Origin of the sequence: Halomonas beimenensis, assembly GCF_002549795.1 — a bacterium.
GTDB lineage: Bacteria > Pseudomonadota > Gammaproteobacteria > Pseudomonadales > Halomonadaceae > Halomonas > Halomonas beimenensis.
Genome location: NZ_CP021435.1, coordinates 1607286 through 1631255, shown reverse-complemented (window position 1 = coordinate 1631255; position 23970 = coordinate 1607286). Strand labels below are relative to the sequence as shown.

Below are 23970 nucleotides of genomic sequence, written 5' to 3'. Positions count from 1 at the left end.
AAGCGACGGGGGCCGATCATGATGACCGGCCCCGGCGAGGCGAGCAAGGCACCCGTTCAGCCGAAGTGGGCCCTCACCGCCTCCATGGCGGGCCGGCCGTCCCGGGCCTCGACGTCCTCGAGCCAGGTCGCGACGGTGTCGTAGTGGGCGCGGATCCACTCGCGGGCCACCTCCTCGGCGGGCCGCTCCTCGTAGCTGTAGCCGTGCACCCAGTCGTTCTGGTCGGCGGTGTCGACCACGTACTGGCTCATGAAGCGGTACAGGTCCGGATCCTCGGCTTCGAGGGAGGCCGGCACCACCGTCCAGACCGTGCTCTCGATGTCGGCGATGCCGGCCTCGTCGGCATCGTCCAGGTAGACCAGATCGAAACTGACGTTCATCCAGTGGGGCTCCCAGCCGACGAAGGTCACCCACTCGCCGTCGCGCATCTTCTGCTCCGCCTGGGCCAGCATGGCCGCGGTGGAGCTCTCGCGCAGGTGCCAGTCACCGAGGCCGGCGAGATCCTCGTCGATGGCCCCCAGGATGGCGGTGTTGATGCCGGTCCCGGCCTCGATGCCCTGGATGGTGCCGTCGAAGCGCTCGCGATGGGCGTCGAGATCGGCCACCGAGGTGATGCCGGCCTCATGGACGTAGCGCGGCACCACCAGGCCGGACGTGGCCCCCTGGATATTGGCGGCGGCCTTGGCCACCTTGCCCTCGGCCACCAGCGGTTCGACCATCTCGGTCTGCACCGGGTACCAGCCCCCCAGGTAGACCTCCAGGTCACCCTGGGCCAGGCCATTGAGGATGACGCTGACCGCCAGGTCTTTCTGCCGGGTCTCGTAGCCCAGGGCCTCGAGCAACTGGGCGGCGACCTCGGACTTGACGGTCACGCCCGGCCACGGAGGCACGCCGAAGCGCACTTCCTCGATCTCGGCCTGGGCCGGCAGGCTCGCCAGGCCGGCGAGGGAGAACGCGGCGGCGGTCAGCAGGGTGCGGTGCGGGCGAAGGTGGGGCATGCGAGACTCCTCGTTCGATGAAGATGCCTTCATTCTGACGACACCTCGCCCCCAGACTTGACGCCAGGCGACACTGGAGCCGCATCAGGCGACAGATGCCCGGCGTTGCAAAGGCCCGTCCAGCCCCTACAATCGGGGGTCGAGATCCGCGGGCCCCTTCCAGGGGCCTCCCGAGCCCCCACTCGACGCCGGCCCGACCCCCATGAGACTTCATCCTCCCGTCCCCGCCCCGGAGCGGATCGGTTTCCTGCTGCTGCCGCGCTTCGCCATGGTCGCCTTCTTCTCGGCCATCGAGCCGCTGCGCATCGCCAATCGCATCAGCGGCGCCCCCCTCTTCGAGTGGGACCTGATCAGCCGTGACGGCGAACCGGTGGTCGCCTCCAACGGCATGACGCTGACCGCCACCCGCGCCCTCGCCGAGGCGACGGCGCTGCCCAGCCTTGCCGTCTGCGCCAGCTTCGAGCCCGAGGCCTCCCTCGACGAGGCCCTGCTCGACTGGCTGCGCCAGTGCGCCGCCTCGGGCTGCGTGCTCGGCGGGATCGACACCGGCTGCTTCGCGCTGGCCGCCGCCGGGCTGCTCGACGACCAGACGGTCACCCTGCACTGGGAGTGCCTGCCCGAGTTCCGCACCCGCTTTCCCCGGGTCGATGCCGTGGAGTCGATCTACGAGGTCACGCCGGAGGGTTTCTCCTGCGCCGGGGGCAGCGCGGCCATCGACATGAGCCTGGACCTGATCCGGCGTCGCCACGGCGACGACCTCGCCCAGCGCGTCCGTGACCAGCTGATCCACGACCACGGACGATTGCCGGCCAGCCGCCAACGTGATCCGGCCGCTCCGCCGGACCCGACCCTTCGGCGCGCTATCGGCCTGATGGAGGCCAACCTGGAGTCGCCGCTGGGCATCCGCGAGCTCGCCGCCGAACTCGACCTCTCCTGGCGCCGCCTGGACCGACTCTTCGCCCGCCACCTGGGCACCTCGCCCCAGCGGGCCTACCTGGCCCGGCGCCTGGACCATGCCCATCGGCTGCTGCGCGAGACCCGCCACAGCGTGATGGACATCGCCCTGGCCTGCGGCTTCGCCTCCGCCTCGAGCTTCACCCGGGCCTTCCGCCGCCGCCACGGCGTCACCCCGAGCGAGTGGCGCCGGCGGCCCTGAGCCGCGGCATGCCCTCCGGCCCTGGGCACTCGCGGTCGGCGGCCGACATTGACAGGCTGGCCGGCAACTGGTTTCGTTTGAAACCAAATGCCCCCTGATCCCCGGAGCCCCCGATGACCCCAGCCTGGAAGACCTACCGCAGCGCGCCCTCCCCCGGCACCCCCGTGATCGAGGCCGAAGCCCTGCCCGAGCAGGGCCACCTGAGCCTGACCCTGGAAGGCGAGCGAGGCCGCTTCCCGCTGCTCGTGGTGTGCCTCGGCGATGGCGAGCTCAGGGCCTACGTCAACGCCTGCCCCCACCAGTTCCTGCCCCTCGACCAGCGCGGCAGGCGGGTGCTGAGCGAGGATGGCGAGCGGCTGCGCTGTACCAACCACGATGCCGCCTTCTCGGCCCGCACCGGCGAGGGGACGGGCGGGTATGGCCTGGGCTGTGCCCTGGATCCCGTCCCGGTGCGCCGGGAGGACGGCTGGCTGGTGATCGGCGATTAGGCGCCGGCCGATCTGTCGAATCGTGCACAGTCGGCGTCGAATTCTGTGGTATGGCCGGAGGGGGCGCCTGGCATCCTGAGTCGCGTTGTCACGACGTTCAGGAGATCCCATGTCCCGCACCGACCTGCCGCTCACGCCCGACTACGACGCCTGGCCGATCGACGTCGAGCTCGACGCCGTCTCCTTCACGCCGCGCCTGGTGACGCTGCGCTGGCGCGATGGCCGGGTCAGCCGCTATCACGGCATCTGGCTGCGCGAGAACGCCGCCGACGACACCACCGTCAACCCGGCGACCCGGGAGCGCATCCTGGACCTCTCCACCCTGCCCGCCTGGCCGGAGATCGCCGGGGCCGAGATCGATGACGCCGGCGCGCTGTGCGTCGACTTCATCCCCGAGGATCGTCGCCTGCGCTTCCACCCGGGGTGGCTGCGCGCCCACGACTACGACAACGCCCAGGATCCCGAGGCGCCGCTGGTGGCGATCTCCACCTGGCAGGGCGGCCCCGACGCCGGTCCCGACACCCTCGACGCCGCCGGCCTGCTCGATACCGCCCCGGGCGGGGAGGCCGAGGAGGCGATCCTCGCCCCGGCGCTGGAAAGCGTCCTGGGCAAGGGCCTGGTGCGGCTTCGCCAACTGCCCACCGAACCCGGGTCGCTGGACGCCATCGCGCGGCGCATCGGGCCGGTGCGCCCCACCAACTTCGGCGAACTGTTCGATGTCAAGGCCAAGCCGGACCCGGACTCCAATGCCTACACCGCCATCGCGCTGCCGCCCCACGTGGACCTGCCGACCCGCGAGTACCACCCGGGCCTGCAGATGCTCCACTGCCTGGAAAACAGCGTGGAGGGCGGCCAGGCGGTGATGCTCGACGGCTTCGCCGTGGCCGAGGCCCTGCGCGACCGCCACCCGGAGGCCTGGGCGACCCTGACCCGGGTGCGCTGGTGCTACGCCAACACCGCGAAGACCACCGATTATGTCTGGTACGAGCCGATGATCCGCCTCGACGCCCGGGGCGAGCTCCTCGAGGTGCGCATCGCCGACTTCCTGCGCGGCCCCCTGCAGACCGCCTTCGAGGACGTGGAGCCGGCCTATGAGGCGCTGATGACGCTGCAGCGCCTGCTGCGCGACCCGGCCTTCGCCATTCGCTTCACCTACGCACCCGGCGACCTGGTGATCTTCGACAACCGTCGCCTGCTCCACGCCCGGGATGCCTTCGAGGGCAGCAGCGGCCATCGCTGGCTGCAGGGCTGCTACATGGAACGCGACGAGATTCGCTCGCGTTATCGCATGATCCAGCGGGCCCGGCGCCGACGGCGCCTGCCCCTGGAGGCCTGAAACCCACCCGCCGCAGGAGGCCAGCATGACCCGCGACGCCCAGACGCCCGCCACCACCCTCTCCGCGGCCTGGAGCCTCTGGGCGCTGTTGCTCGGCGTCGGCCTGCTGATGCTGGGCAACGGCCTGCAGGGCAGCCTGCTCGGCATCCGTGCCGCCGAGGAGGCCTTCGGCAACACCGTCACCGGACTGGTGATGTCGGCCTACTTCGTCGGTTTCCTGGCCGGCTCGACCCTGGCGCCGCGCAAGCTGCGCCGGGTCGGCCACATCCGGGTGTTCGCCGCCCTGGCCTCGATCACCTCGGTGGCCATCCTGGTCCACGTGCTGTTCATCGACCCCTGGGTCTGGGCGGCCATGCGCCTGGTCACCGGCTTCGCCTATGCCGGGCTCTACGTGGTCACCGAAAGCTGGCTCAACGGCCATGCCGGCAATCATCTGCGCGGCCGGCTGCTGGCCTTCTACATGGTGATCAGTTACCTGGGGATGGGCGGCGGCCAGCTGCTGCTCAACGTCGCCGACCCGAGCGGGGTGGTGCTCTTCCTGATCGTTTCGATCCTGATGTCCCTGGCGCTGGTGCCCATCCTGCTCAGCTACACCCCGCAGCCCGACTCCAGCCAGCCGGAGGCGATGTCCCTCCGGCGGCTGTATCGGCTCTCGCCCCTGGGCACCCTGGGCTGCCTGCTGACCGGTATCGCCAACGGCAGCGTCTTCGGCATGGGGGCCGTCTTCGCCACGGGCAGCGGCCTGACGGTGGACCGGGTCGCCGCCTTCATGGGCGCCTTCATCCTCGGCGGTGCCCTGCTGCAATGGCCGCTGGGCAAGCTCTCCGACAAGACCGACCGCCAGGGAGTGATCGTGGTGGTCGCCGCCCTGGCCACGGTCCTCTCCCTCGCCGGCCTGTGGCTGGGCCAGGGCGACGCCCGCGCCCTGACGCTGCTCGGCGTGCTGCTGGGTGGCACCACCCTGACCCTCTACTCGCTGCTGCTCGCCTGCGCCAACGACGTGCTCACTCCGCAGCAGACGGTGGCGGCGAGCAGCAGCCTGGTGCTGGCGCTGGGCATCGGGGCCATCCTCGGACCGCTGACCACCGGCCTGCTCATGGACGTGCTGGGTCCCGACGGCTTCCTCTGGGACCTGGCGCTGATCCATGCCGCCCTCGTGGCCTTCGGCGGGTACTGCCTGGTCCGTCATCCCAGCACCGATTCCGGGGAACACGGACACTACGTGGCCGTACCCGCCGGCACCGCCCCGCTCGGCGCCACCTGGGTCGAGGAGGCGGCCAGCGAACCGACCCAGCTGGAACTCGACCTGGCGGAGTCGCCCTCCGAGGCGACGCCGGACGGCACCACCGCCTGACGCTTCAGCCCGGCCCCCGGGCCGCCGTCTCCTTCGGCGACTCCCCGAACCGGGCGCGATAGGCTCGGGAGAAATGCGCCGGCTGCTGGAAGCCCGTGGCCAGCGCCGCCTCGGTGACCCGGCAGTGGCTGCCGGCGAGCAGCCGCTGGGCCCGGTCCAGCCGCATGCCCAGGTAACATTGCTTGGGGGTCTCGCCGAAGTGGGCGGTGAACAGCCGCGTCAGCTGACGCTGGGACTGGCCCACCATCCGGCAGATCTCGGGGATCGGCAGGGCCTGGGCCAGGTTGGCCTCCATCACCGCCAGGCTGCGCAGCACGCTGCGGGGCAGCCGCGCGTAGCGGGCCTGTCGCTCCCCCTCGTCCGCCCCCTGGTAACGATCGTGCACCAGCTGGCGCCCCACGGCATCGGCCAGGGCCGGGCCATAGTCCCGCTCGATACGGTCCAGCATCATGTCGATGCCGGTGGTGCCACCGGCGCCGGTCTGGCGGGCGATATCGGACTCGAAGCGCTCCCGGCTGATGCGCAGGTGAGGAAACTCACGACGAAAGGCCGGCACGCTCTCCCAGTGCAGCGCCACCCGATGCCCTTCCAGCACCCCGGCCCGGGCCAGGATGAAGGGGGCGGTGTCCAGCCCCCCGAGCCAGCCGCCGTGCGCCGCCACGCGACGCAGTACCGCCCGGTCCTGGGCCGTCACCTCGGCCTCCGCCTCGTAGGACGACACCACCATCAGGCTGGCGTCGTCGGGCACCGAGGCGAGCGGGCCGTCCACGTCGATGCGCACCCCGTTGCTCGCCACCACCCCCTCGCCGTCCGACGATCGAAACCGCCAGGCGAAGAGATCGCGTCCGAAGCGGTTGGCCACCCGCAGCGGTTCCAGCATGCAGAACAGGGTCAGCATCGAGAACTTGGGCACCAGCCAGACATCCAGGGTGTGTTCGGCCTGGTCGGGGGACAGCAACGGCGGCGAGTCCGGCCGCGGATAGGGCCAGGCCTCGGGATAGTCCTGCATCATGGCCAAAAAGATCAACTTTATGGCGAATTTCAACAAATGCTAGCCGCAAGGTGACGTTAGGGTAAAGCCGGTCACGTCATCGGCGCCGCTGACCACGAACCCACGACGTCCCCTGCTTTACCCGGAGATCCACCGCCATGACCCCAAGCGGCAAGCCTCGGCTGTCCCCCGACGGGCAGCGCCTGACCCTCGACCTCGATGATCAGACCCACGAGTTCGCGGCCCTGTGGCTGCGCGAACGCGCCCCCGACGCCGAGACCCTGGACCCGCGCACCGGGCAGCGCCTGGTCGAGGCCGCCGAGCTGCCCCTGGACCTCGCGCTGGCGCACGCCGAGCTGGACGGCGATGCCCTGGCCCTGCGCTTCAGCGACGGTCACGCCACGCGCTTCCCGCTGGCTCTCCTGCGCGCCGAGCGCAAGCCCCTGGCCACCGTGGCGCCGGGGCGCACGCTCTGGGAGGGTGACCTGGCCGACCCGCCGCGCGCCTCGTTCGACGAGGCGGTGAAGGGCGACGACGCCCTGCTCGCCCTGCTCGACGACCTGCACCGCTACGGCTTCGTGCTGGTCTCCGGCGTGCCCACCGACGAGGACGGCATGCAGGGGCTGATCGACCGCATCGGGCCGCTGCGGCGCACCAACTGGGGCGGCATCGCCGACGTCAAGTCGGTGGCCGACGCCTACGACCTGACCATGACCCAGCGTGGCCTGGAGCCGCACACCGACAATCCCTATCGCGACCCCATCCCCGGCTACATCTGGCTGCACTGCCTGACCAATGCCGCCGATGGCGGGGACAACACCCTGGTGGACGGCTACCGCGCCGCCCAGCTGCTCGCCGAGCGCGACCCGGCGGCCTTCGATTGCCTGACCCGCGTCTCGCCGGGCTTTCGCTATCGCGACGAGACCACCTGGCTCGAGAGCGAAGGCCCCTTGATCGAGCTGGACGGCCAGGGCCGGGTGACCCGGGTGCGCTACTCCAACCGCACCGAGCGGGTCGAGGCGCTGCCCGCCGAGGAGCTCGCCCGCTACTATGCCGCCCGCCGGGCCTTCTACGAGCTGATCACCTCCGACGAGCTCACCGTGCACCTCAAGCTCGATCCGGGCCAGATGCTGATCATGGACAACTACCGCCTGCTGCACGGCCGGCGCGCCTACGAGCTCGCCGGCGGCGTGCGCCACCTGCGCCAGGGCTACGTGGATCGCGACAGCACCGCGAGCCGTCGCCTGGTGCTGCGCCGCCGGCTGGCCGAGACCGAGGAGGTGGCATGAACCAGGCACGCTTCCGTCACTTCGGCGAGGCCCGGCGCGAGGAGTGGGCCCTGATCGACGACCGCTTCCGCGACTACGTGGCCGACGCCCCGCGCCGGGTGCTCGAGCACCTGGACCGCCTGGCCGGCGACACCCACGGCTACCCGGTGGACCGCCACGAGCACTGCCTGCAGACCGCCACCCGGGCGCTGCGCGACGGCGCCGACGAGGAGATGGTGGTCTGCGCCCTGCTCCACGACATCGGCGACGACCTGGCCCCGGCCAACCACGCCGAGATCGCCGCGGCCATCCTCGAGCCCTTCGTCGATCCGCTCAATGCCTGGATGATCCGCCACCACGAGCTCTTCCAGGGGTATCATTACCGCCATTTCTTCGGCCTGGACCCCCACGCCCGGGAGCGGTTCCGCGACCACCCGGCCTATGCGCGGACCGTGCGCTTCTGCGACGACTGGGACCAGGCGAGCTTCGACCCCGACTACGACACCCTGCCGCTCGAGCACTTCGTGCCGATGGTCGAGCGCGTCCTGGGACGCGCCCCCTACGGCGGCCTGCCGGCGATCCTCGAGGAGACCGATTCCCCATGACCTGTGCCCAGCGACTGATCCGCCTGCTCGAGGCCCACGGCGTCGACACCGCCTTCGGCATCCCCGGGGTGCACACCATCGAGCTCTACCGCGCCCTGGGCGAGAGCCGCCTGACCCACGTCACCCCGCGCCACGAGCAGGGCGCCGGCTTCATGGCCGACGGCTACGCCCGGGCCAGCGGCCGGCCGGCGGCCTGCTTCATCATCTCGGGCCCCGGCATGACCAACATCGCCACCGCCATGGGCCAGGCGCTGGCGGACTCGGTGCCGATGCTGGTGATCTCCAGCGTCAACCAGCGTGCCACCCTGGGCCGCGGCCAGGGCCGGCTGCACGAGATGCCCCACCAGGGCGAGACGCTGTCCGGCGTCAGCGTGTTCAGCCACACCCTGCACGACCCGGAGGGGCTGCCCGAGGTGCTGGCCCGCGCCTTCGCGGTGTTCGGCTCCGCCCGCCCGGGCCCGGTGCACCTCGAGATCCCGCTGGACGTCATGGCCGCCCCGGCGCCAGACAGCCATGCGCCCCCGGCGCGGGTCTTCCCGCCGGCCCCGGCCCCCGAGGCCCTGGCCCTGGCCGGCGACTGGCTCGGCCAGGCGGAGCGTCCCCTGGTGCTGCTCGGCGGCGGCACCGCCGCCGCTCCGGAAGCGGCCCGGGCGCTGGTCGAGCGCCTCGACGCCCCGGCCTTCACCACCATCAACGCCAAGGGCGTGCTGGGCCTCGACCACCCCCTCGACCTGGGCGCCACCCTGAGCCTGCCCGCCGCCCGCCGGCTGGCCGCCGAGGCCGACGTGGTGCTGGCGCTCGGCACCGAACTCGGCGAGACCGACTACGACCTGGTCTTCGACGAGGGCTTCCGGCTCGACGGCCGGCTGATCCGGATCGACATCGACCCCCAGCAGCTGGGCCGCAACCAGGCCGCGGACCTGGCCATCCTCGCCGAGGCCGGCCAGGCGATGGGCGGGCTGCTCGAGCGCCTGCCGGCGGCGGCCGACCGCGACGGCGCCGGGCGCGCCGCCACCGTGCGCGAAGCGCTGGCGCTCGGCGCGGATCCGGAGCTCGCCCCCTATGTGCCGCTCTACGCCACCCTGCGCGAGGCGCTGCCCGAGGCCATCCTGGTCGGCGATTCCACCGGCCCGGTCTACGCCGGCAACTTCCTGGCCGCGATGCCGGCCCCGCGGCGCTGGTTCAACGCCGCCACCGGCTTCGGCACCCTCGGCTACGGGCTGCCCGCCGCCCTCGGCGCCGCCCTGGCCCGGCCGGACCAGCCGGTGATCGCCCTGGTCGGCGACGGCGGACTGCAGTTCGTGCTCGGCGAGCTGGGCACCGCCCGGGACCTGGGCCGGCCGGTGGCGCTGGTGATCTGGAACAACCAGGGCTACGACGAGATTCGCCGCTACATGTCGATGAGCGAGGTGCCGCACCTGGGCGTCGACCTGGCCGCCCCGGACTTCCGCGCCCTGGCCGAAGCCTACGCCTGCCGTCACCAGGCCGTCGGCGACCCGGCGAGCCTGCATGAGGCCCTGGGCCGGCTGAACGAGGCGGATAGCCCACTGATCATCGAGGTCGATGCCGACGCCTGGGCCGAGGCGCTATGAGCGCCACGCACGCGACAACCACCAAGGACTCCTGACATGCGCTATTCCCGACTGACCGACCGTATCGCCGGCGAAGGCGCCGCGGCCTGGGACATCCACAACCGGGCCCTGGCCCGCCGGGCCGCCGGCGAGGACATCACCGTGCTCTCCGTGGGCGACCCGGACTTCGACACCCCGGCACCGATCGTCGAGGGCGCCGTGGCCAGCCTGCGCGCCGGCGCCACCCACTATCCCGACGTCCAGGGCAAGCGGGCCCTGCGCGAGGCCATCGCCGAGCGTTACCGGGCGCGCGGCGTGGCGGCCACGGCGGACAACCTGATCGTCATGGCCGGGGCCCAGTGCGGCCTCTACGCCGCCGCCCAGTGCCTGCTCGATCCGGGCGACGAGGTGATCGTCCCCGAGCCGAGCTACGTCACCTACGAAGCGGTCCTGCAGTCCACCGGGGCGAGCATGGTGCGCATCCCGCTGCGCGGCGACGCCGGTTTCCGCCTGGACCCGGCCGACCTCGAGGCGGCGATCACCCCCCGGACCCGGGCGATCCTGCTCAACACCCCCCACAACCCCACCGGCCAGTTGATCGATGCCGAGGCCTGGGCGGCCATCGCCGCGCTGTGCCGCCGCCACGACCTGTGGGTGATCTCCGACGAGGTCTACGCCGAGCTGATCTTCGAGGGCGAGCACGTCTGCGCCGCGGCCCTGCCCGACATGGCCAGCCGCACCGTGGTGGTCGACAGCCTCTCCAAGTCCCATGCCATGACCGGCTGGCGGCTGGGCTGGGTGCTGGGCCCCGAGCCCCTGATCGGCCACCTGAGCAACCTGGCGCTGTGCATGCTCTACGGCTGCCCGGACTTCATCCAGGACGCCGCCCGCGACGCGCTGCGCCAGCCCCTGCCCGAGCTCGATGCCATGCGCGAGACCTACCGGGCGCGCCGCGACGCCGTGGTCGCCGCGCTCGCCGGGTGCCCGGCGGTGCAGGTCGTCACCCCCGCGGCCGGCATGTTCCTGATGATCGACGTGCGCGCCACCGGGCTGTCCTCCCAGGCCTTCGCCGACCGCCTGCTCGACGAGCAGGGCGTGTCGGTGCTCTCCGGCGAGGCCTTCGGCCCCTCCGCCGCCGGCTTCGTGCGGTTGAGCCTGACCGTCGAGGAGGCCCGCCTCGCCGCGGCCTGCCGGCGGCTGGCCCGCGTCGCCGAGGCCGCCCGCGCCGACACCGCTTCCCTGTCCACCATCGAATGAGTCGTCCATGACATCATCGACCCAAGCCCCCTCCCCCGATGCCTCCGCCGCCCTGGCGGTGGAGGTTCGTCACCTCGTCAAGCGCTACGGCGACCTCGAGGTGCTGCGCGACGTCTCCCTCGAGGTCCCCGAGGGCAGCGTCACCTCCATCATCGGCGCCAGCGGGTCCGGCAAGAGCACCCTGCTGCGCTGCCTGAACCTGCTGGAACGCCCCGACCAGGGCGACCTGGCGATTGCGGACGAGACGATCCGTTTCGACCGCAATCCCCAGGGCGGCATCGTCGGCCTGGACCGGCGCCAGCTGCAGCGGCTGCGCGCCAAGGTCAGCATGGTGTTCCAGCAGTTCAACCTCTGGCCCCACTTCACGGTGCTGGGCAACGTCACCGAGGCGCCGATGCGCGTCCAGGGGCTGTCCCGGCGCCGGGCCATCGAGCGCGCCGAGCACTACCTGGAGCGGGTCGGCATGGCCGACAAGCGCGACGGCTACCCGGCCTACCTCTCCGGCGGCCAGCAGCAGCGGGTGGCCATCGCCCGGGCGCTGGCCATGGAGCCGCGCCTGCTGCTCTTCGACGAGCCCACCTCGGCGCTCGACCCGGAACGGGTCAGCGAGGTGCTCGGCGTGATCCGCGACCTGGCCGCCGAGGGGCGCACCATGGTGCTGGTCACCCACGAGATGGCCTTCGCCCGAGAGGTCTCCGACCAGGTGGTGTTCCTCGACCGCGGCTTCGTCGGCGAGGCCGGCTCGCCGCGCCGGGTCTTCGAGGAGAGCCGGGATCCGCGCTGCCGGCGCTTCGTGGCGCCGGCGGCCTGATCCGACTCTCCCCTTTCCTGCACGACACGACAACAGCAAGGAGAACTGCATGAACCGTCCCCTGATCGCCGCTACCGCCCTCGCCGCCCTGGGCCTGTCCGCCACCGCCCAGGCCGCCGAGCCGCTCAAGATCGGCATCTCCGCCGAGCCCTACCCGCCGTTCACCTACACCTCCTCCGAGGGCGAGTGGACCGGCTTCGAGGTGGAGCTGGGCATGGCCATCTGCGAGGCCATGGCGCGCTCCTGCGAGATCACCCCCACCGGATGGAGCGGCATCATCCCCTCGCTGAACGCCGGGCGCATCGACATGATCATGAACTCCATGTCGATCACCGAGGCCCGCCAGCGGGTCATCGACTTCAGCGACCCCTACTACTTCACCCCGGGCGCCTTCGTCGCCGCCGACGACCTGGCGCTGGGCGGCCCCGACGACCTGGGCGGCAAGGTGCTCGGCGTGCAGGCCGCCACCACCAACGCCACCTACGCCCGGCGCGCCCTGCGCGACACCGTCGGCGACATCCGGCTCTACGACCAGGCCGAGCAGGTCAACCGCGACCTGCTGGCCGGCCGCCTGGACGTGATCCTCGCCGACGAGATCGCCATGACCGAGTTCCTCGAGCGCGACGAGGCCGCGGGCTACGAGATCAAGGCCACGGCACCGCGTCACGAGGCCTACGGCGAAGGCGTGGGCATCGGCATCCGCCAGGACGACGACGCCCTGCAGTCCGCCCTCAACGACGCCATCGCCGAGGTCCGCGCGAACGGCACCTGCACCGCCCTGTCCGAGGAGTACTTCGGTACCGACATCTGCACCTGAGCCCGGTCCTCGACGACGCTCGCCCGGCGGTCGGCCTCGGCCGACCGCCGGTCTCGCCCTGTCTGATCAAGGACACGACGACTCATGAACAAGGTTTCCCAAGAGGGCCTGCTCGACTGGGCGGGCCCCATCCTCGAAGGGGCGCTGACGACCCTGGAGATCGCCGTGCTGGCCTACGCCATCGGCCTGCTGCTGGGGCTGGTCGGCGCCAGCGCGCGGCTCAGCCCCTGGGCGCCGCTGCGCGGCCTGGCCACGGTCTACTCCACCGCGGTGCGCGCCGTCCCCGAGCTGCTGCTGATCATCCTGCTCTACTACGCCGGCTCCCAGGCCCTGACCGCCCTGACCAACGCCCTGGGGCTGCCCGGCCAGGTCGCCATCAACGGCTTCGTCACCGCCGTGGGCGTGCTGGCCTTCGTCCAGGGTGCCTACATGACCGAGGTGCTGCGCGGCGCCATCCTGGCCATCCCCAAGGGCCAGCTCGAGGCCGCCGACGCCTTCGGCTTCTCCGCCTGGACGCGCTTCCATCGCATCGTCATCCCGGCCATGCTGCCCAATGCCCTGCCCGGCATGTCGAACCTCTGGCTGATCCTGATCAAGGATACCGCCCTGATCAGCGTGATCGGCTTCAGCGAGCTGTTCTTCACCATCCAGCAGGCCGCCGCCAGCACCCGCGCCCACTTCCTGTTCTACGCCGCCGCCGGGGTCATCTACCTGGCCATGACGCTCTCGTCCACGGCGCTGTTCACGCGCCTGGAGCGCCGGGTGCGGCGCGGCCAGCCGATCCGCGAGGAGGCCTGAGATGGACTTTTCCTGGCTTCAGGATCCCTTCTATCAGGAGTACCTGGTCGAAGGCCTGATCAACACCCTCTGGCTGCTGGTCGTGTCCGCCGTCGGCGGGCTCCTGCTCGCCGTGGCCGTGGCCATGGCTCGCATCAAGGGGCCCCGCCCGCTGGCCTGGCTGGCGAGCGGCTTCACCACCGTGATCCGCGGCACGCCGCTGCTGGTGCAGCTGTTCTTCTTCTACTACGGCGTCGGCCGGCTGCTCGAGGACATCCCCGGCATCCAGGACAGCGTGATCTGGCCGTTGCTGCGCGATCCCTTCTTCTACGGCGCCCTGACCTTCATCCTCAGCGTCGGCGCCTACTCCGGCGAGGTGATCCGCGGGGCCCTGGTGAGCGTGCCCCCCGGCGAGCGCGAGGCCGGCCGGGCCTTCGGCCTGACCCCCTTCCAGGTCTTCGCCCGGCTGTGGCTGCCGAGGGCCATCCAGCTGTGCCTGCCGACCCTGACCGGCGAGATGATCCTGCTGCTCAAGTCGGTGCCGCTGGTCTCCACCATCGCCATGATGGACCTGCTGCAGGCCGCCAACATCATCCGCGACGAGACCTTCCTGGTCTACGAGCCGCTGACCCTGATCGCCGGCCTCTACCTGGCCCTGACGGTGGTGCTGACCCTGGTGCTGCGCCAGGTGGAGCGCCATTTCCCGGGCATGCAGCCGACCCGCCGCCGCTGGCTGCCCCTTCGTCGAGTCGAGACCGCCCCATGCAAGCATTGATCCATCACTTCATCGACAACCAGTGGATGGCCAGCCGCGGCGACCGTCGCCTGGCGGTCACCGATCCCTGCCGGGAGACCGTGATCGCCGAGGTCACCGCCGGCGCCCCGTCCGACGTGGACGCCGCCGTGGCCGCCGCCCGGCGCGCCCTGCCGGCCTGGCGGGCGCTGGGCGGCGCGGCGCGCGGGGCCTACCTCGACGCCTTCGCGGACGCCCTGGGCGCACGGCGCGACGAGCTCGAGGTCCTGTCCTGCCGCAACAACGGCAAGCCGCGGGCCGAGGCCGCCCAGGACCTGGATGACGCCATCGCCTGCTACCGGCACTATGCCGGCGAGGCCCGGGCCCTGGACGAGCGCCAGGGCGAGCCCGTGGCGACCGGCGAGGCCGGCCTGATCTCGCGGCGCTACCAGGACCCGGCCGGGGTGGCCGGGCTGATCACCCCCTGGAACTTCCCGCTGGTCAGCAGCGCCTGGAAGCTCGCCCCCGCCCTGGCCGCCGGCTGCACGGTGGTGTTCAAGCCCTCGGAGGTCACTCCGCTGCCCGAGCAGGCGCTGGCCGAGATCGCCCTGGCGATCGAGCTGCCGCCGGGCGTCTTCAACCTGGTGCACGGCGACGGCCAGGGCGTGGGGGCCCCGCTCACCGCCCATCCCGGCATCGACAAGCTCTCCTTCACCGGCAGCAACCCCGTGGGCGAGGCGGTGATGGCGGCCGCCGCCCGGGGCACCCGCAACGTCTCCCTGGAGCTCGGCGGCAAGTCGCCGATACTCGTCACCGAGGATGCCGACCTCGACCTGGCGACGGAGCTGGTGCTGGCCGGCTTCTGCTACAACGCCGGCCAGATGTGCTCCGCCACCTCGCGACTGCTGGTCCACGAGCCCGTCGCCGAGGCCCTCCTCGACCGGCTGGACGCGGCCATCGGCGAGCTGGTACCCGGCGATCCACTGCAGGCGGCCACCACCCTGGGGCCGCTGGTCAACGCCGCCCAGCGCGACCGGGTGGCAAGCTACCTGGCCCTCGCCGAGGCCGAGGGGCTCCAGGGCATGACGCCGGCCATCTCCCTGCCCGAGCAGGGCCATTTCGTCGCTCCGCGAGTGTTCCGTGACGTGTCGACCGACAGCCGGCTGTGGCGGGAGGAGATCTTCGGCCCGGTGCTGTGTGCGCGGGCCGTGCGGGACGACGAGGAGGCGGTGGCGCTGGCCAACGACAGCGACTTCGGGCTCGCCGCCACCGTGGTCGCCGGGGACCCGGTGCGGGCCGCGGCCCTGGCGAGCCGTCTCACCGCCGGCAACGTCTGGTGCAACACCCATCAGGTCGCGCCGCCGGGGCTCGGCGCGGGGGGCATGAAGGGCAGCGGCATCGGCCGCGAGCTGGGTCGCGCGGGCCTCGACGCCTACCTCGAGACCCGCTACGTCACCCATCCGGCCTGAGACCCGACGCCGTCCCCTGCGCAACGGGCCGCCCGGAAGGCGGCCCGTGGTCATTCCATTCCGTGCAGTGCCTTCCAGTTGCCCGGGGAGAGGGCGTAGCCGAACAGCGCCTGGCCGCCGTAGACCAGCTCGGTGCCCTCGGGGATCCACAGCATCTGGCCGGGGGTCACGCGGTGGGTCTCGCCGGCGGCGGTGACCTCGAGCTCGCCCTCGATGACGAAGATCACCTCGTCGTAGAGCACCGTCCAGGCCACCTCCGCGCCTTCCCAGCGGGCGAAGCCGGCGCCCATGGTCTCGCTCAGGGCGGTGTCCACGGTGCGGCCGATCTCGGCGTGGCCGGGCGGCCCGCCGCGATGGCGGAACTGCGTCTCGCGATGGTCGAACTTGATGGCGCGGATGGGGGTATCGCTCATGGTGGTCCTTGATTGAATCGGTTCAGAAGGGGCGTCGGGCGGATAGGCGTTAGCGCATCCGCCAGGTCCAAGGCCGGCGCCAAGTCAGATGGCAACATCGACAAGGATGCGCTGATTTATGTCGCGAGCGATGAGAGGCTGGCCGCCGCCGGAGCGGAGGAACCGGAGTGTAGCCTGCTACATGAGGAGACGACCGGGCCGGCGCACCGGCACCGCCGGCGGCCAGGATATCGAGCGCAGCAATAAATCAGCGTTTCCTTAGAGTTCGCTGCGACTCGCCCACGCCGCGTGCTTCATTCGCGTCTTCACGCCGAGGCTCAGGAAGGGCTCCGGCGGATTGATCGCCGGCTTGCCGGAGACCGCGAGCATGTCGGCCAGCTGACTGGAATCCTCGCCGGTGGCCAGCTCCGCCAGCAGCTTGCCGGAGATGGTGCCCCGCGCCGCACCGACGCTCTGGTGGACGCCGGACATCCAGGCGTTGTCGCCGACCTTGCCGAAGAAGGCGGTGTAGTTGCGCGACAGCCCGCAGGCGCCGCCCCAGGTGGCGGTGAAGGGCACGTGGGCCAGCGTGGGGTAGCGGGCCTCGAAGGAGTCGCGGTGCCCCCGGCGGATCCGGGTGCGCTCGGCCAGGTCATCGTGATAACGCGGCACGAAGCGGTACTGGTTGCGGATGATCAGCCGCCGCTCGGGGGTCAGTCGCACCGTGGTACCGGCATGGTCGGCGGGCGTCAGGCCGAAGTGATGGGGCGCTGCGGAGAACAGCGCCATCTCCTCGTCGCTCAGCTCGCGGGTCATGCTGGCGAAGGTCATCACCGGCAGCACGCGATGCTTCAGGAAGCCGAACTCCTGGGAATAGATGTTGGAGCCCAGCAGCAGGTTGGTCGCCCGCACCTCGCCTTCCGGCGTGGTGGCGCACCACTGGCCCCCGCTGCGGGTCAGGCCGACCACCGGGGTATGCTCGTAGAGCTCGGCATTGTCCGGCAGGGTCTCGCCGAGGCCGCGCACCAGGGCGGCAGGCTGCATCAAGGCAGTGTCGGCGGTGTAGATGGCCGCCGCGTAGTGACGTGTGCCGAGGATCGGCGCCAGCTCGTCCCGCTCCAGGCGCCGGTAGGGATAGTCGAAGTCGCGGAGCAGGGTCTCGTAGTGGTCGAGGTACTTCAGGCCCCGCTCGCCCACCGCACCCTGGTACTTGCCGGCCCGGGACCAGCCGCACTCGATCCCGTGGCGCCGGACCAGGGTCTCCAGGTCGTCCACCGCGGCACGGTTGAGTGAGAGCAGCTTCTGCTTGCGCGCCAGATCGTCGCCCTCGAGGTCGCGCTTGTGGGGCAGGTCGATGACGAAGCCGGTATTGCGCCCGGAGGCGCCCTGGCCGACCCGCAGGGCCTCCAGCAGCACCACGCGATCAAAGGGGCGCAGCTCGGCGACGCGACGGGCCGCGGCCAGGCCGGTGAAGCCGGCGCCGATCACCAGCCAGTCGGCGGTCTCGTTCGAGTTGAGACGACGCGCCGGGGTCGGGGCGTCGAGCAGCTGGTACCAGCCGTTGCAATTGTCGTCACGGGGAAGGATGGCGTGTGACATCTCGGACCTCCGCCGCGCCGGGGCGCGACGTCATCGCCGGGCGAGCCCGGCGGTTCGGAAGAAGGCGGCGCCCACGGGCGCCGCGTGTCGTCATGCACTACGGAGTGCTCGATACGAAAACTCGGCGAGCGCAGTCGGTTGTTGTCGGGCCTCAGGCGGCCTGGGCCTGCCCGCAGGCCTTCACCCAGTCGCTACGCCGCGCCATGGCCGCCTCGCCCACCAGGGCGAAGCCCCGCAGCCGGCCGATGGCGTCATAGCCGCCGGCCTCGATGCCATCGGCGGTGGCGGTGACGCGCCAGCTGACCTGGGCCTCGGCCGGCGGCACCACCACACAGACCGGCGCAGCCGGGGTCTTCACCATGACCGGCATCACCGGATAGCTGGCCGCCGTCGGCGTGCCCGTCAGCGTTGCCGCCAGGGCTCGGACGCCGGCGTTGATCGGCGCCAGGTAGGGCAACAGCTGGCCATCGATCTCCACGGCATCGCCCAGGGCATAGACGTCGGGCAATGAGGTGGCCAGATGATCGTCCACCCGGATGCCGCGCCCGCAGTCGACACCGGCCGCCCGGGCCAGCTCGACGTTGGGGACCAGGCCCACGGCGCTGATCACCAGGTCCGCCTCCAGCTCGCTGGCGTCGGTCAGGGTCAGCCGGTACCCCTCCTCGTGGACGGCGACGCTGGCCACCGAGCGGGACAGGTGCCAGCACACGCCGAGCCGGGCGAGCGCCTCGCGCAGGACCTCGCTGCCCGCCTCGGGCAGCAGCCTCGGCAGCGGCCGCTCCGCCAGGCCCACCACCTCGACCCGGTGCCCGGCCTGGGCCAGGTCGTTGGCGAACTCGCAGCCGATCAGGCCGTCGCCGACGATCACCACCCGCCCGGGGCCCTCCAGGGCATCGAGCCGGCGGCGCATCTCGCGATAGTCGCCGCGGTCATTGACCGAGAGCAGCGCACCCGCCTCGCCCGCCACCGGGATGCGGATCGGGCTGGCCCCGGTGGCCAGCACCAGCTGACCATAGTCCAGCTCGCCGAGGCGGGTGTGCAGGCGCTTGGCCTCGGCGTCGATGCGCTCCACCGGGCAGAAGGCATGCACCCGGAGGTTCAGGCGCTTCTCGATGGCCAGGGCCGACTCGTCGAGCAGCGCCTCCGCGTCCTTGCCCAGGGCAAGGGCGTTTGACAGCGACGGCTTGGCGTAGAGGCCGCCGTCGTCGGCGGTGACCACGTGGATCTCCCGCTCGGCGTCCCGGGCACGCACCGCCTCGGCCAGGCCGTAGCCCGCATGGCCGCTGCCGATAATGACCAGCGGCCCCTGGGAGTGGGTGGCGACAGAGTCAGTCGTGGCCGCCGCCGGAGCGGCCACCGCATCGGCCAGCGGCGTCGGACTCATGGGGGCCGCCGCAGCGGGTGCCTCGTCGGTGATCTCGATCATCTCGAAATCCGCCTTGCCCACGCCGCAGTCGGGACAGAGCCAGTCCTCCGGCACGTCCTCCCAGCGGGTGCCGGGGGCGATGCCGTCGCTCGGCCAGCCCTCGGCCTCGTCGTAGATCAGGCCGCAGATGATGCAGAGCCACTTCTTCATCGGGACCTCCTTCACGCGCCCTTGACGCGGACGGCGATGTTGCGGGTCTGGACGTAGCTGTAGAGCGCCTCCTGGCCCTTCTCGCGGCCGAAGCCGGAGAGACCCACGCCACCGAAGGGCGTCTCCACGCCGCCGGCGAACCACTCGTTGATGAACACCTGGCCGCCGCGCAGGCGCCGCGCGGTGCGCAGGGCCCGGTCGAGGCGGGTGTCGAAGACCCCGGCCACCAGGCCGAACTCGGTGCCGTTGGCCAGTTCGACGGCCTCGTCCTCGGTGTCGAAGGCATGGATCACCAGCACCGGGCCGAAGACCTCCTCCTGGAAGATCTCGCTGTCCACGGCCACGTCGGTGAACAGGGTCGGCTGCATAAAGTAGCCATTCACTCCCGCCACGCGTTCACCGCCCGTGAGGCAGGTAGCCCCGGCCTCGATGGCCCGGCGGCACATGGCCTCGACCTGCTCGAGCTGGTCCCGGGAGACCAGCGGGGTCAGATCCGGGTTGTCGACGCCGGGACCGATGGACAGGCCCTCGGCCAGCTCGCGGGCGCGTTCCACCACCTCGTCGAGGCGCGAGCGGTGCACCAGCAGGCGCGACATGGCCGAGCAGACCTGGCCCGCGTTGAAGAAGATGCCCGCCTTGACGCTATCGATGACCTGTTCGATGTCGGCGTCGGCGTGCACGATGGCCGCGGACTTGCCGCCCAGTTCCATCACGCTGGGGGTGGCCCGCTCGGCGGCGTCGCGCAGGATGCGCTGGCCGGTGGGCACCGAGCCGGTGAAGACGATCTGGTTGGCGTCGCGATGCTTGACCAGGTGGGCGCCGATCACCGAGCCCTTGCCGCACAGCAGGCTGACCGCGCCCTTCGGCAGGCCGGCCCGCTCGCAGGCGGTCATCAGGAAGGTCATCGCCAGCGGCGAGATCTCCGGCGACTTGATCACCACGGCGTTGCCGGCGGCCAGCGCCGGCGCCAGGGAGCGGGCGCAGATCGACGGCGGGAAGTTCCAGGGCACGATCTGCACCGAGACGCCCATGGGCTCGTAGCTGGTGAAGTCGACGTAGTCGTCGCCCAGCGGGATCGAGGTGCCCTCGATCTTGTCGGCCATGCCGGCGTAGTACTCGAAGTAGCGGGCGGCCTCCTCGAACTCGCCGCGAGCCACGTCCAGGGACTTGCCGTTCTCCCGGCACAGCACCAGGGCGGCATCCTCGGTCAGCGCCTTGATCTCCTCGGCGATGGCCAGCAGCCAGGTGACGCGCTGGGCCGGACGCACCGAGGTCAGCGCCCCGGAGGCCACGCAGCGCCGGGCCGCGGCCATGGCCGCGTCGGCGTCCTCGATGCCGGCCTCGGCGATCTCGGCATAGGGCTCGTCGGTGGCCGGGTCGGCGACCACCAGCCAGGTGTCGGCGCCCGTCCAGGCGCCGTCGATGTAGTTATAGTAGCGATCGAGTTGGCTCATCAGGGGAACTCCGGAACGGGGGATCAGGCGGCGTCCGCGTCGCCGCGCAGGCGGCGGGCCACCCACTGGTGGAAGAAGTGGGTCGGGTGGTCCAGCACCGGCGAGAAGACGCCGCCCTGGAAGCCCGGGGACTGGCGGCCACGCTGCATGCCTTCGACGGCACCGATGTCCTCGCCGAACACCACCCGCCAGGACTCCAGGGTGGAGGTCCGGCAGGCCGCATAGGCGTCCTGGGTGGCCTCGTCGCCGACGTAGTAGACGCGCAGGTGCTCCACGGTCTTCGCGGCGGAGACCGGCTCGAGCATCATGGCGAAGGCGTGGTCGGCCTGGATGCCGAGCAGCACGTTGGGGAAGAAGGAGACGTACTCGGCGTGCTCCATCTTGTCCTTCGGCCAGGACGGGAACTTGGGCAGGCGGGTGCCGGCCACGTCGGAGAGGCGGTAGGCCAGGCTGCCCTGCCCGGAGAAGTGCTCACCGAACTGGATGTTGTAGTGGTCCTCGAGGCGCGAGTAGGTGTTCAGGCTCGGATGCACCCAGGGCAGGTGATAGCTCTCGCAGTAGTTCTCGACCGCCAGCTTCCAGTTGCAGTTGACGGTGATCTCCAGGTTGCCGCCCATGTTCACCCGGCGCAGCAGCTCGAAGCCCTCGGGGCCGACGAAGTCGCGCCAGCGATTCTCCAGCGGCGCCACGTGCTCGGCGAACTCGGGGGCCTGGCCGTCGAGGTTGACGAACACCATGTCCATCCACACGGCGCTGCGGATCGGCTTGAGGCCATGCTTCTCGCACTTGAAGCCGTCGACCTTGTGCTGGCCGACGCCGCCGATGTGGGGCGTGCCGCGCAGGTTGCCGTTCAGGTCGTAGGTCCAGGAGTGGTAGGGGCAGCGGATCACGCCCTGCACCTCGCCCTCCTCGGCCACCAGCTGCATGCCGCGGTGGCTGCAGACGTTGTGAAAGACCTGGGTCTCGCCGTCCTTGTTGCGCATCATCAGCAGCGGCAGGCCCATGAAGTCGACCGGCTTGACGTAGCCGTTCTTGATCAGGTCGCTGGCGAAGCCCACGCACACCCAGGTATTGGCCATCAGGCGGTCGCGTTCCTCGGCGAAGAAGGCCTCGCTGACGTAGGCCTCGTTGGGCATGCCGGTGGCCTCCTCGATGGGGGCGAGCACGTCGTCGAGTTGCCGGGCGGGGATCAGGGATTGGGTCAGGTCGGTCATCTTGGCCTCCTCACGGGGACACGGGCGGTTTCTGGTCTGTTGTCAGCCCTACCGGGGGTTCCGGCTGGTGGAGGCGAGTCTGGGAGCGCCGAGCCCTGGCGACAATCGATGAATCGGCATCAATGCATGAGAAAAGCTCACTGATTAGACGAATGGCGAATCCCACAACATCAGGCTATCATGCCGAGCCTCGACTCCCCCTGCGGCGTTATCGTCAACTCAATGCGTGAGAAAACCTCATGCATTGATGACAAAAAATGCTTTGCTCCCGCCCCGTGGAGCCCCCACCCTTCGCAGCGGGCCACCCCGGGCCCTTCCCCGACGTCCCCTGAGTCAATAACAACCGAGAGTGACGCCATGCGCTCAGAAAGCGGCCTGTTCAAGGGCCTCAACCCCACGGTGACCATCGCCTCCAAGGTGCTGGTCATCGGCTTCGTGATCTTCTGTGCCGTGCTGGCCGAGCAGGCCGGCGCCATCTTCCAGGACATCTCGACGACCGTCCTCAACAACGCCAAGTGGTTCTACCTGGGCCTGGTCACCGCCGTGCTGGCCTTCCTGCTCTACCTGATGGTCAGCCGCTTCGGCCACATCCGCCTGGGCAAGGACGACGAGCGCCCCGAGTTCAGCTTCGTGTCCTGGGTGAGCATGCTGTTCTCCGGCGGCATGGGCATCGGCCTGATCTTCTGGTCGGTGGCCGAGCCGATGTGGCACTACGCCGACAATCCCTTCAGCGAAGGCATGAGCGAGGCCGCCGCCGGCATGGCCATGCGCCTGACCTTCTTCCACTGGGGCCTGCACCCCTGGGCGACCTTCATCATCGTGGCCCTGGCCCTGGCCTACTTCGCCTACCGCAAGGGCCTGCCGCTGACCCTGCGCTCGATCCTCTATCCCTTCATCGGCGACCGGATCTACGGCCCCATCGGCCACACCGTGGACATCCTCACCGTGGCGATCACCGCCTTCGGCGTCTCCCAGTCCCTGGGCCTGGGCGTGATCCAGATGAACAGCGGCCTGAACAACGTCTTCGGGGTGGAGGTCGGCATCGGCGTCCAGCTCGCCATGATCGCGGTAATCACCCTGTTCGCCATCGCCTCGGTGATGTCCGGGGTCGGGCGGGGCATCCGCCGGCTGTCGGAGTGGAACATGCTGCTCTCGGTGGCCATCGTCGCCATCGTGCTGGCCATCGGCCCGACCCGCTACATCCTCAACACCCTGCTGCAGACCACCGGCGACTATGCCGACAACCTGATCGGCATGAGCCTGTGGAGCGACGCCAACGCCGACAGCGGCTGGCAGAACTGGTGGACCGCCTTCTACTGGCCCTGGTGGATGACCTGGGCGCCCTTCGTCGGCATGTTCATCGCCCGCATCTCCCGGGGCCGCACCATCCGCGAGCTGATCGGCGGCGCCCTGCTGGTGCCGACCCTGGTGACCTTCGTGTGGATGTCGGTGTTCGGTGGCAGCGCCCTGTTCGAGGAGCAGCAGGCCCGTCAAGCCCATGAACAGTCCGTGGCCAGTGGCGACATCGCCGCGGACACCGAATTCGGCGGCGGCGCCGTCCTCCAGGCCACCCAGGAGGACACCACCCTGGCGCTGTTCACCCTGTTCGACGCCCTGGACCCGGGCGTGCTGGGCAGCGTGCTGTCGATCATGGCGGTGCTGCTGCTGGCGACCTATTTCATCACCTCGGCGGACTCCGGCACCCTGGTGCTGTGCACCCTGGACAGCGTGGGCAGTCCCGAACCGCCCCAGCCGATCCGGGTGATCTGGGGCCTGGTGATCGGCTGCATCGCCGGCGCCCTGCTCTACGCCGGCGGGCTCAAGACCATCCAGACCGCCTCGATCATCGCCGGCCTGCCCATCGCGGTGTTCATCCTGGTGATGACGCTGAGCCTGCATCGCACCCTGCGCCGCGAGCCCATGGCCGCCGCCATGCTGCCGCTCCAGGCGCGCCCCGCCCACGAGGACCTCGACCATCACAGCGGCAAGGCCGATGTCGAGGAAGCGGCTCCGCGTGGTGCCGCGACCCGGGCCGAGCCGGCACTGGAGGCCTGAGGCCCCACCTCCATCGACCCGTGAACGACGAGGGGCCCGGCAGTTGCCG

The 23970-nt window shown here is 70.9% G+C and carries 21 protein-coding genes and 1 pseudogene; 14 read left to right on the top strand and 8 right to left on the bottom strand.

The window, feature by feature from the left end:
- Window positions 1-56: 56 nt before the first annotated feature.
- Window positions 57-998, bottom strand: a complete 942-nt coding sequence (locus tag BEI_RS07785; protein ID WP_097788981.1) for an ABC transporter substrate-binding protein — start codon at window positions 996-998, stop codon at window positions 57-59.
- Window positions 999-1200: 202 nt separating this feature from the next.
- On the opposite strand from BEI_RS07785, the gene BEI_RS07780 reads away from it, so the two are divergent.
- The 4 genes from BEI_RS07780 (at window position 1201) to BEI_RS07765 (ending at window position 5332) form a co-directional block, all read left to right on the top strand.
- Window positions 1201-2154, top strand: a complete 954-nt coding sequence (locus tag BEI_RS07780; protein WP_097788980.1) for a GlxA family transcriptional regulator — start codon at window positions 1201-1203, stop codon at window positions 2152-2154.
- A 113-nt stretch (window positions 2155-2267) separates the two neighbouring features.
- Window positions 2268-2642, top strand: coding sequence for a Rieske (2Fe-2S) protein (locus tag BEI_RS07775; RefSeq protein ID WP_097788979.1), 375 nt, complete (start codon window positions 2268-2270; stop codon window positions 2640-2642).
- Window positions 2643-2751: 109 nt separating this feature from the next.
- Entirely contained in the window at window positions 2752-3978 is a 1227-nt protein-coding gene (locus tag BEI_RS07770) for a TauD/TfdA family dioxygenase (RefSeq protein ID WP_097788978.1), read from the top strand.
- 25 nt (window positions 3979-4003) lie between these two features.
- Window positions 4004-5332 (top strand): MFS transporter, encoded by a 1329-nt coding sequence (locus BEI_RS07765; RefSeq protein WP_193765176.1) that lies wholly within the window; start codon window positions 4004-4006, stop codon window positions 5330-5332.
- Between the two features lie 4 nt (window positions 5333-5336).
- Here BEI_RS07765 and BEI_RS07760 read toward each other — a convergent pair whose 3' ends face one another.
- On the bottom strand, window positions 5337-6344 hold the full coding sequence (locus BEI_RS07760; RefSeq protein ID WP_379802345.1) for a GlxA family transcriptional regulator: 1008 nt from the start codon (window positions 6342-6344) through the stop codon (window positions 5337-5339).
- 137 nt (window positions 6345-6481) lie between these two features.
- Here BEI_RS07760 and tmpA point away from each other — a divergent pair, with 137 nt between their 5' ends.
- The 9 genes from tmpA to BEI_RS07715 all read left to right on the top strand — a co-directional run bounded on the left by tmpA (window position 6482) and on the right by BEI_RS07715 (window position 15631).
- A complete protein-coding gene (gene tmpA, locus BEI_RS07755; protein ID WP_097788977.1) occupies window positions 6482-7612 on the top strand; it encodes a 2-trimethylaminoethylphosphonate dioxygenase in 1131 nt (376 codons plus the stop codon).
- Window positions 7609-8196, top strand: coding sequence for an HD domain-containing protein (locus tag BEI_RS07750; RefSeq protein WP_097788976.1), 588 nt, complete (start codon window positions 7609-7611; stop codon window positions 8194-8196). The genes tmpA and BEI_RS07750 overlap by 4 nt, the downstream gene beginning before the upstream one ends.
- On the top strand, window positions 8193-9788 hold the full coding sequence (locus tag BEI_RS07745) for a 5-guanidino-2-oxopentanoate decarboxylase (protein WP_097788975.1): 1596 nt from the start codon (window positions 8193-8195) through the stop codon (window positions 9786-9788). The genes BEI_RS07750 and BEI_RS07745 overlap by 4 nt, the downstream gene beginning before the upstream one ends.
- Before the next feature lie 36 nt (window positions 9789-9824).
- Entirely contained in the window at window positions 9825-11024 is a 1200-nt protein-coding gene (locus BEI_RS07740; protein WP_097788974.1) for a pyridoxal phosphate-dependent aminotransferase, read from the top strand.
- A 7-nt stretch (window positions 11025-11031) separates the two neighbouring features.
- Window positions 11032-11835, top strand: coding sequence for an ABC transporter ATP-binding protein (locus BEI_RS07735; protein ID WP_097788973.1), 804 nt, complete (start codon window positions 11032-11034; stop codon window positions 11833-11835).
- Window positions 11836-11884: 49 nt separating this feature from the next.
- On the top strand, window positions 11885-12652 hold the full coding sequence (locus BEI_RS07730) for a transporter substrate-binding domain-containing protein (protein WP_097788972.1): 768 nt from the start codon (window positions 11885-11887) through the stop codon (window positions 12650-12652).
- Between the two features lie 84 nt (window positions 12653-12736).
- Entirely contained in the window at window positions 12737-13450 is a 714-nt protein-coding gene (locus BEI_RS07725; protein ID WP_097788971.1) for an ABC transporter permease, read from the top strand.
- 1 nt (window position 13451) lies between these two features.
- The gene (locus BEI_RS07720) at window positions 13452-14204 is read left to right on the top strand and encodes an ABC transporter permease (protein ID WP_097788970.1); all 753 of its coding nucleotides are present in this window, start codon (window positions 13452-13454) and stop codon (window positions 14202-14204) included.
- Window positions 14192-15631 (top strand): aldehyde dehydrogenase family protein, encoded by a 1440-nt coding sequence (locus BEI_RS07715; protein WP_097788969.1) that lies wholly within the window; start codon window positions 14192-14194, stop codon window positions 15629-15631. Before BEI_RS07720 ends, BEI_RS07715 begins: the two co-directional genes overlap by 13 nt.
- Window positions 15632-15681: 50 nt before the next feature.
- On the opposite strand, the gene BEI_RS07710 is transcribed toward BEI_RS07715, so the two are convergent.
- The 6 genes and pseudogenes from BEI_RS07710 to BEI_RS07690 all read right to left on the bottom strand — a co-directional run bounded on the left by BEI_RS07710 (window position 15682) and on the right by BEI_RS07690 (window position 21866).
- Complete coding sequence (locus BEI_RS07710) at window positions 15682-16044, bottom strand: cupin domain-containing protein (RefSeq protein WP_097788968.1); 363 nt, start codon at window positions 16042-16044, stop codon at window positions 15682-15684.
- 258 nt (window positions 16045-16302) lie between these two features.
- A complete protein-coding gene (locus BEI_RS07705) occupies window positions 16303-17622 on the bottom strand; it encodes an NAD(P)/FAD-dependent oxidoreductase (protein WP_097788967.1) in 1320 nt (439 codons plus the stop codon).
- Window positions 17623-17773: 151 nt separating this feature from the next.
- The gene (locus BEI_RS07700) at window positions 17774-19006 is read right to left on the bottom strand and encodes an FAD-dependent oxidoreductase (protein ID WP_227644682.1); all 1233 of its coding nucleotides are present in this window, start codon (window positions 19004-19006) and stop codon (window positions 17774-17776) included.
- 30 nt (window positions 19007-19036) lie between these two features.
- A pseudogene (locus BEI_RS19265) lies at window positions 19037-19198 on the bottom strand (rubredoxin); the annotation flags it as partial.
- 11 nt (window positions 19199-19209) lie between these two features.
- Window positions 19210-20652, bottom strand: a complete 1443-nt coding sequence (locus tag BEI_RS07695; RefSeq protein ID WP_097788965.1) for an aldehyde dehydrogenase family protein — start codon at window positions 20650-20652, stop codon at window positions 19210-19212.
- Between the two features lie 23 nt (window positions 20653-20675).
- Window positions 20676-21866, bottom strand: a complete 1191-nt coding sequence (locus BEI_RS07690) for an aromatic ring-hydroxylating oxygenase subunit alpha (RefSeq protein WP_097788964.1) — start codon at window positions 21864-21866, stop codon at window positions 20676-20678.
- A gap of 357 nt (window positions 21867-22223) precedes the next feature.
- Here BEI_RS07690 and BEI_RS07685 point away from each other — a divergent pair, with 357 nt between their 5' ends.
- Window positions 22224-23921: a BCCT family transporter gene (locus BEI_RS07685; RefSeq protein WP_097788963.1), complete on the top strand. Its 1698-nt coding sequence runs from the start codon at window positions 22224-22226 to the stop codon at window positions 23919-23921.
- The last annotated feature ends 49 nt before the right edge of the window (window positions 23922-23970 follow it).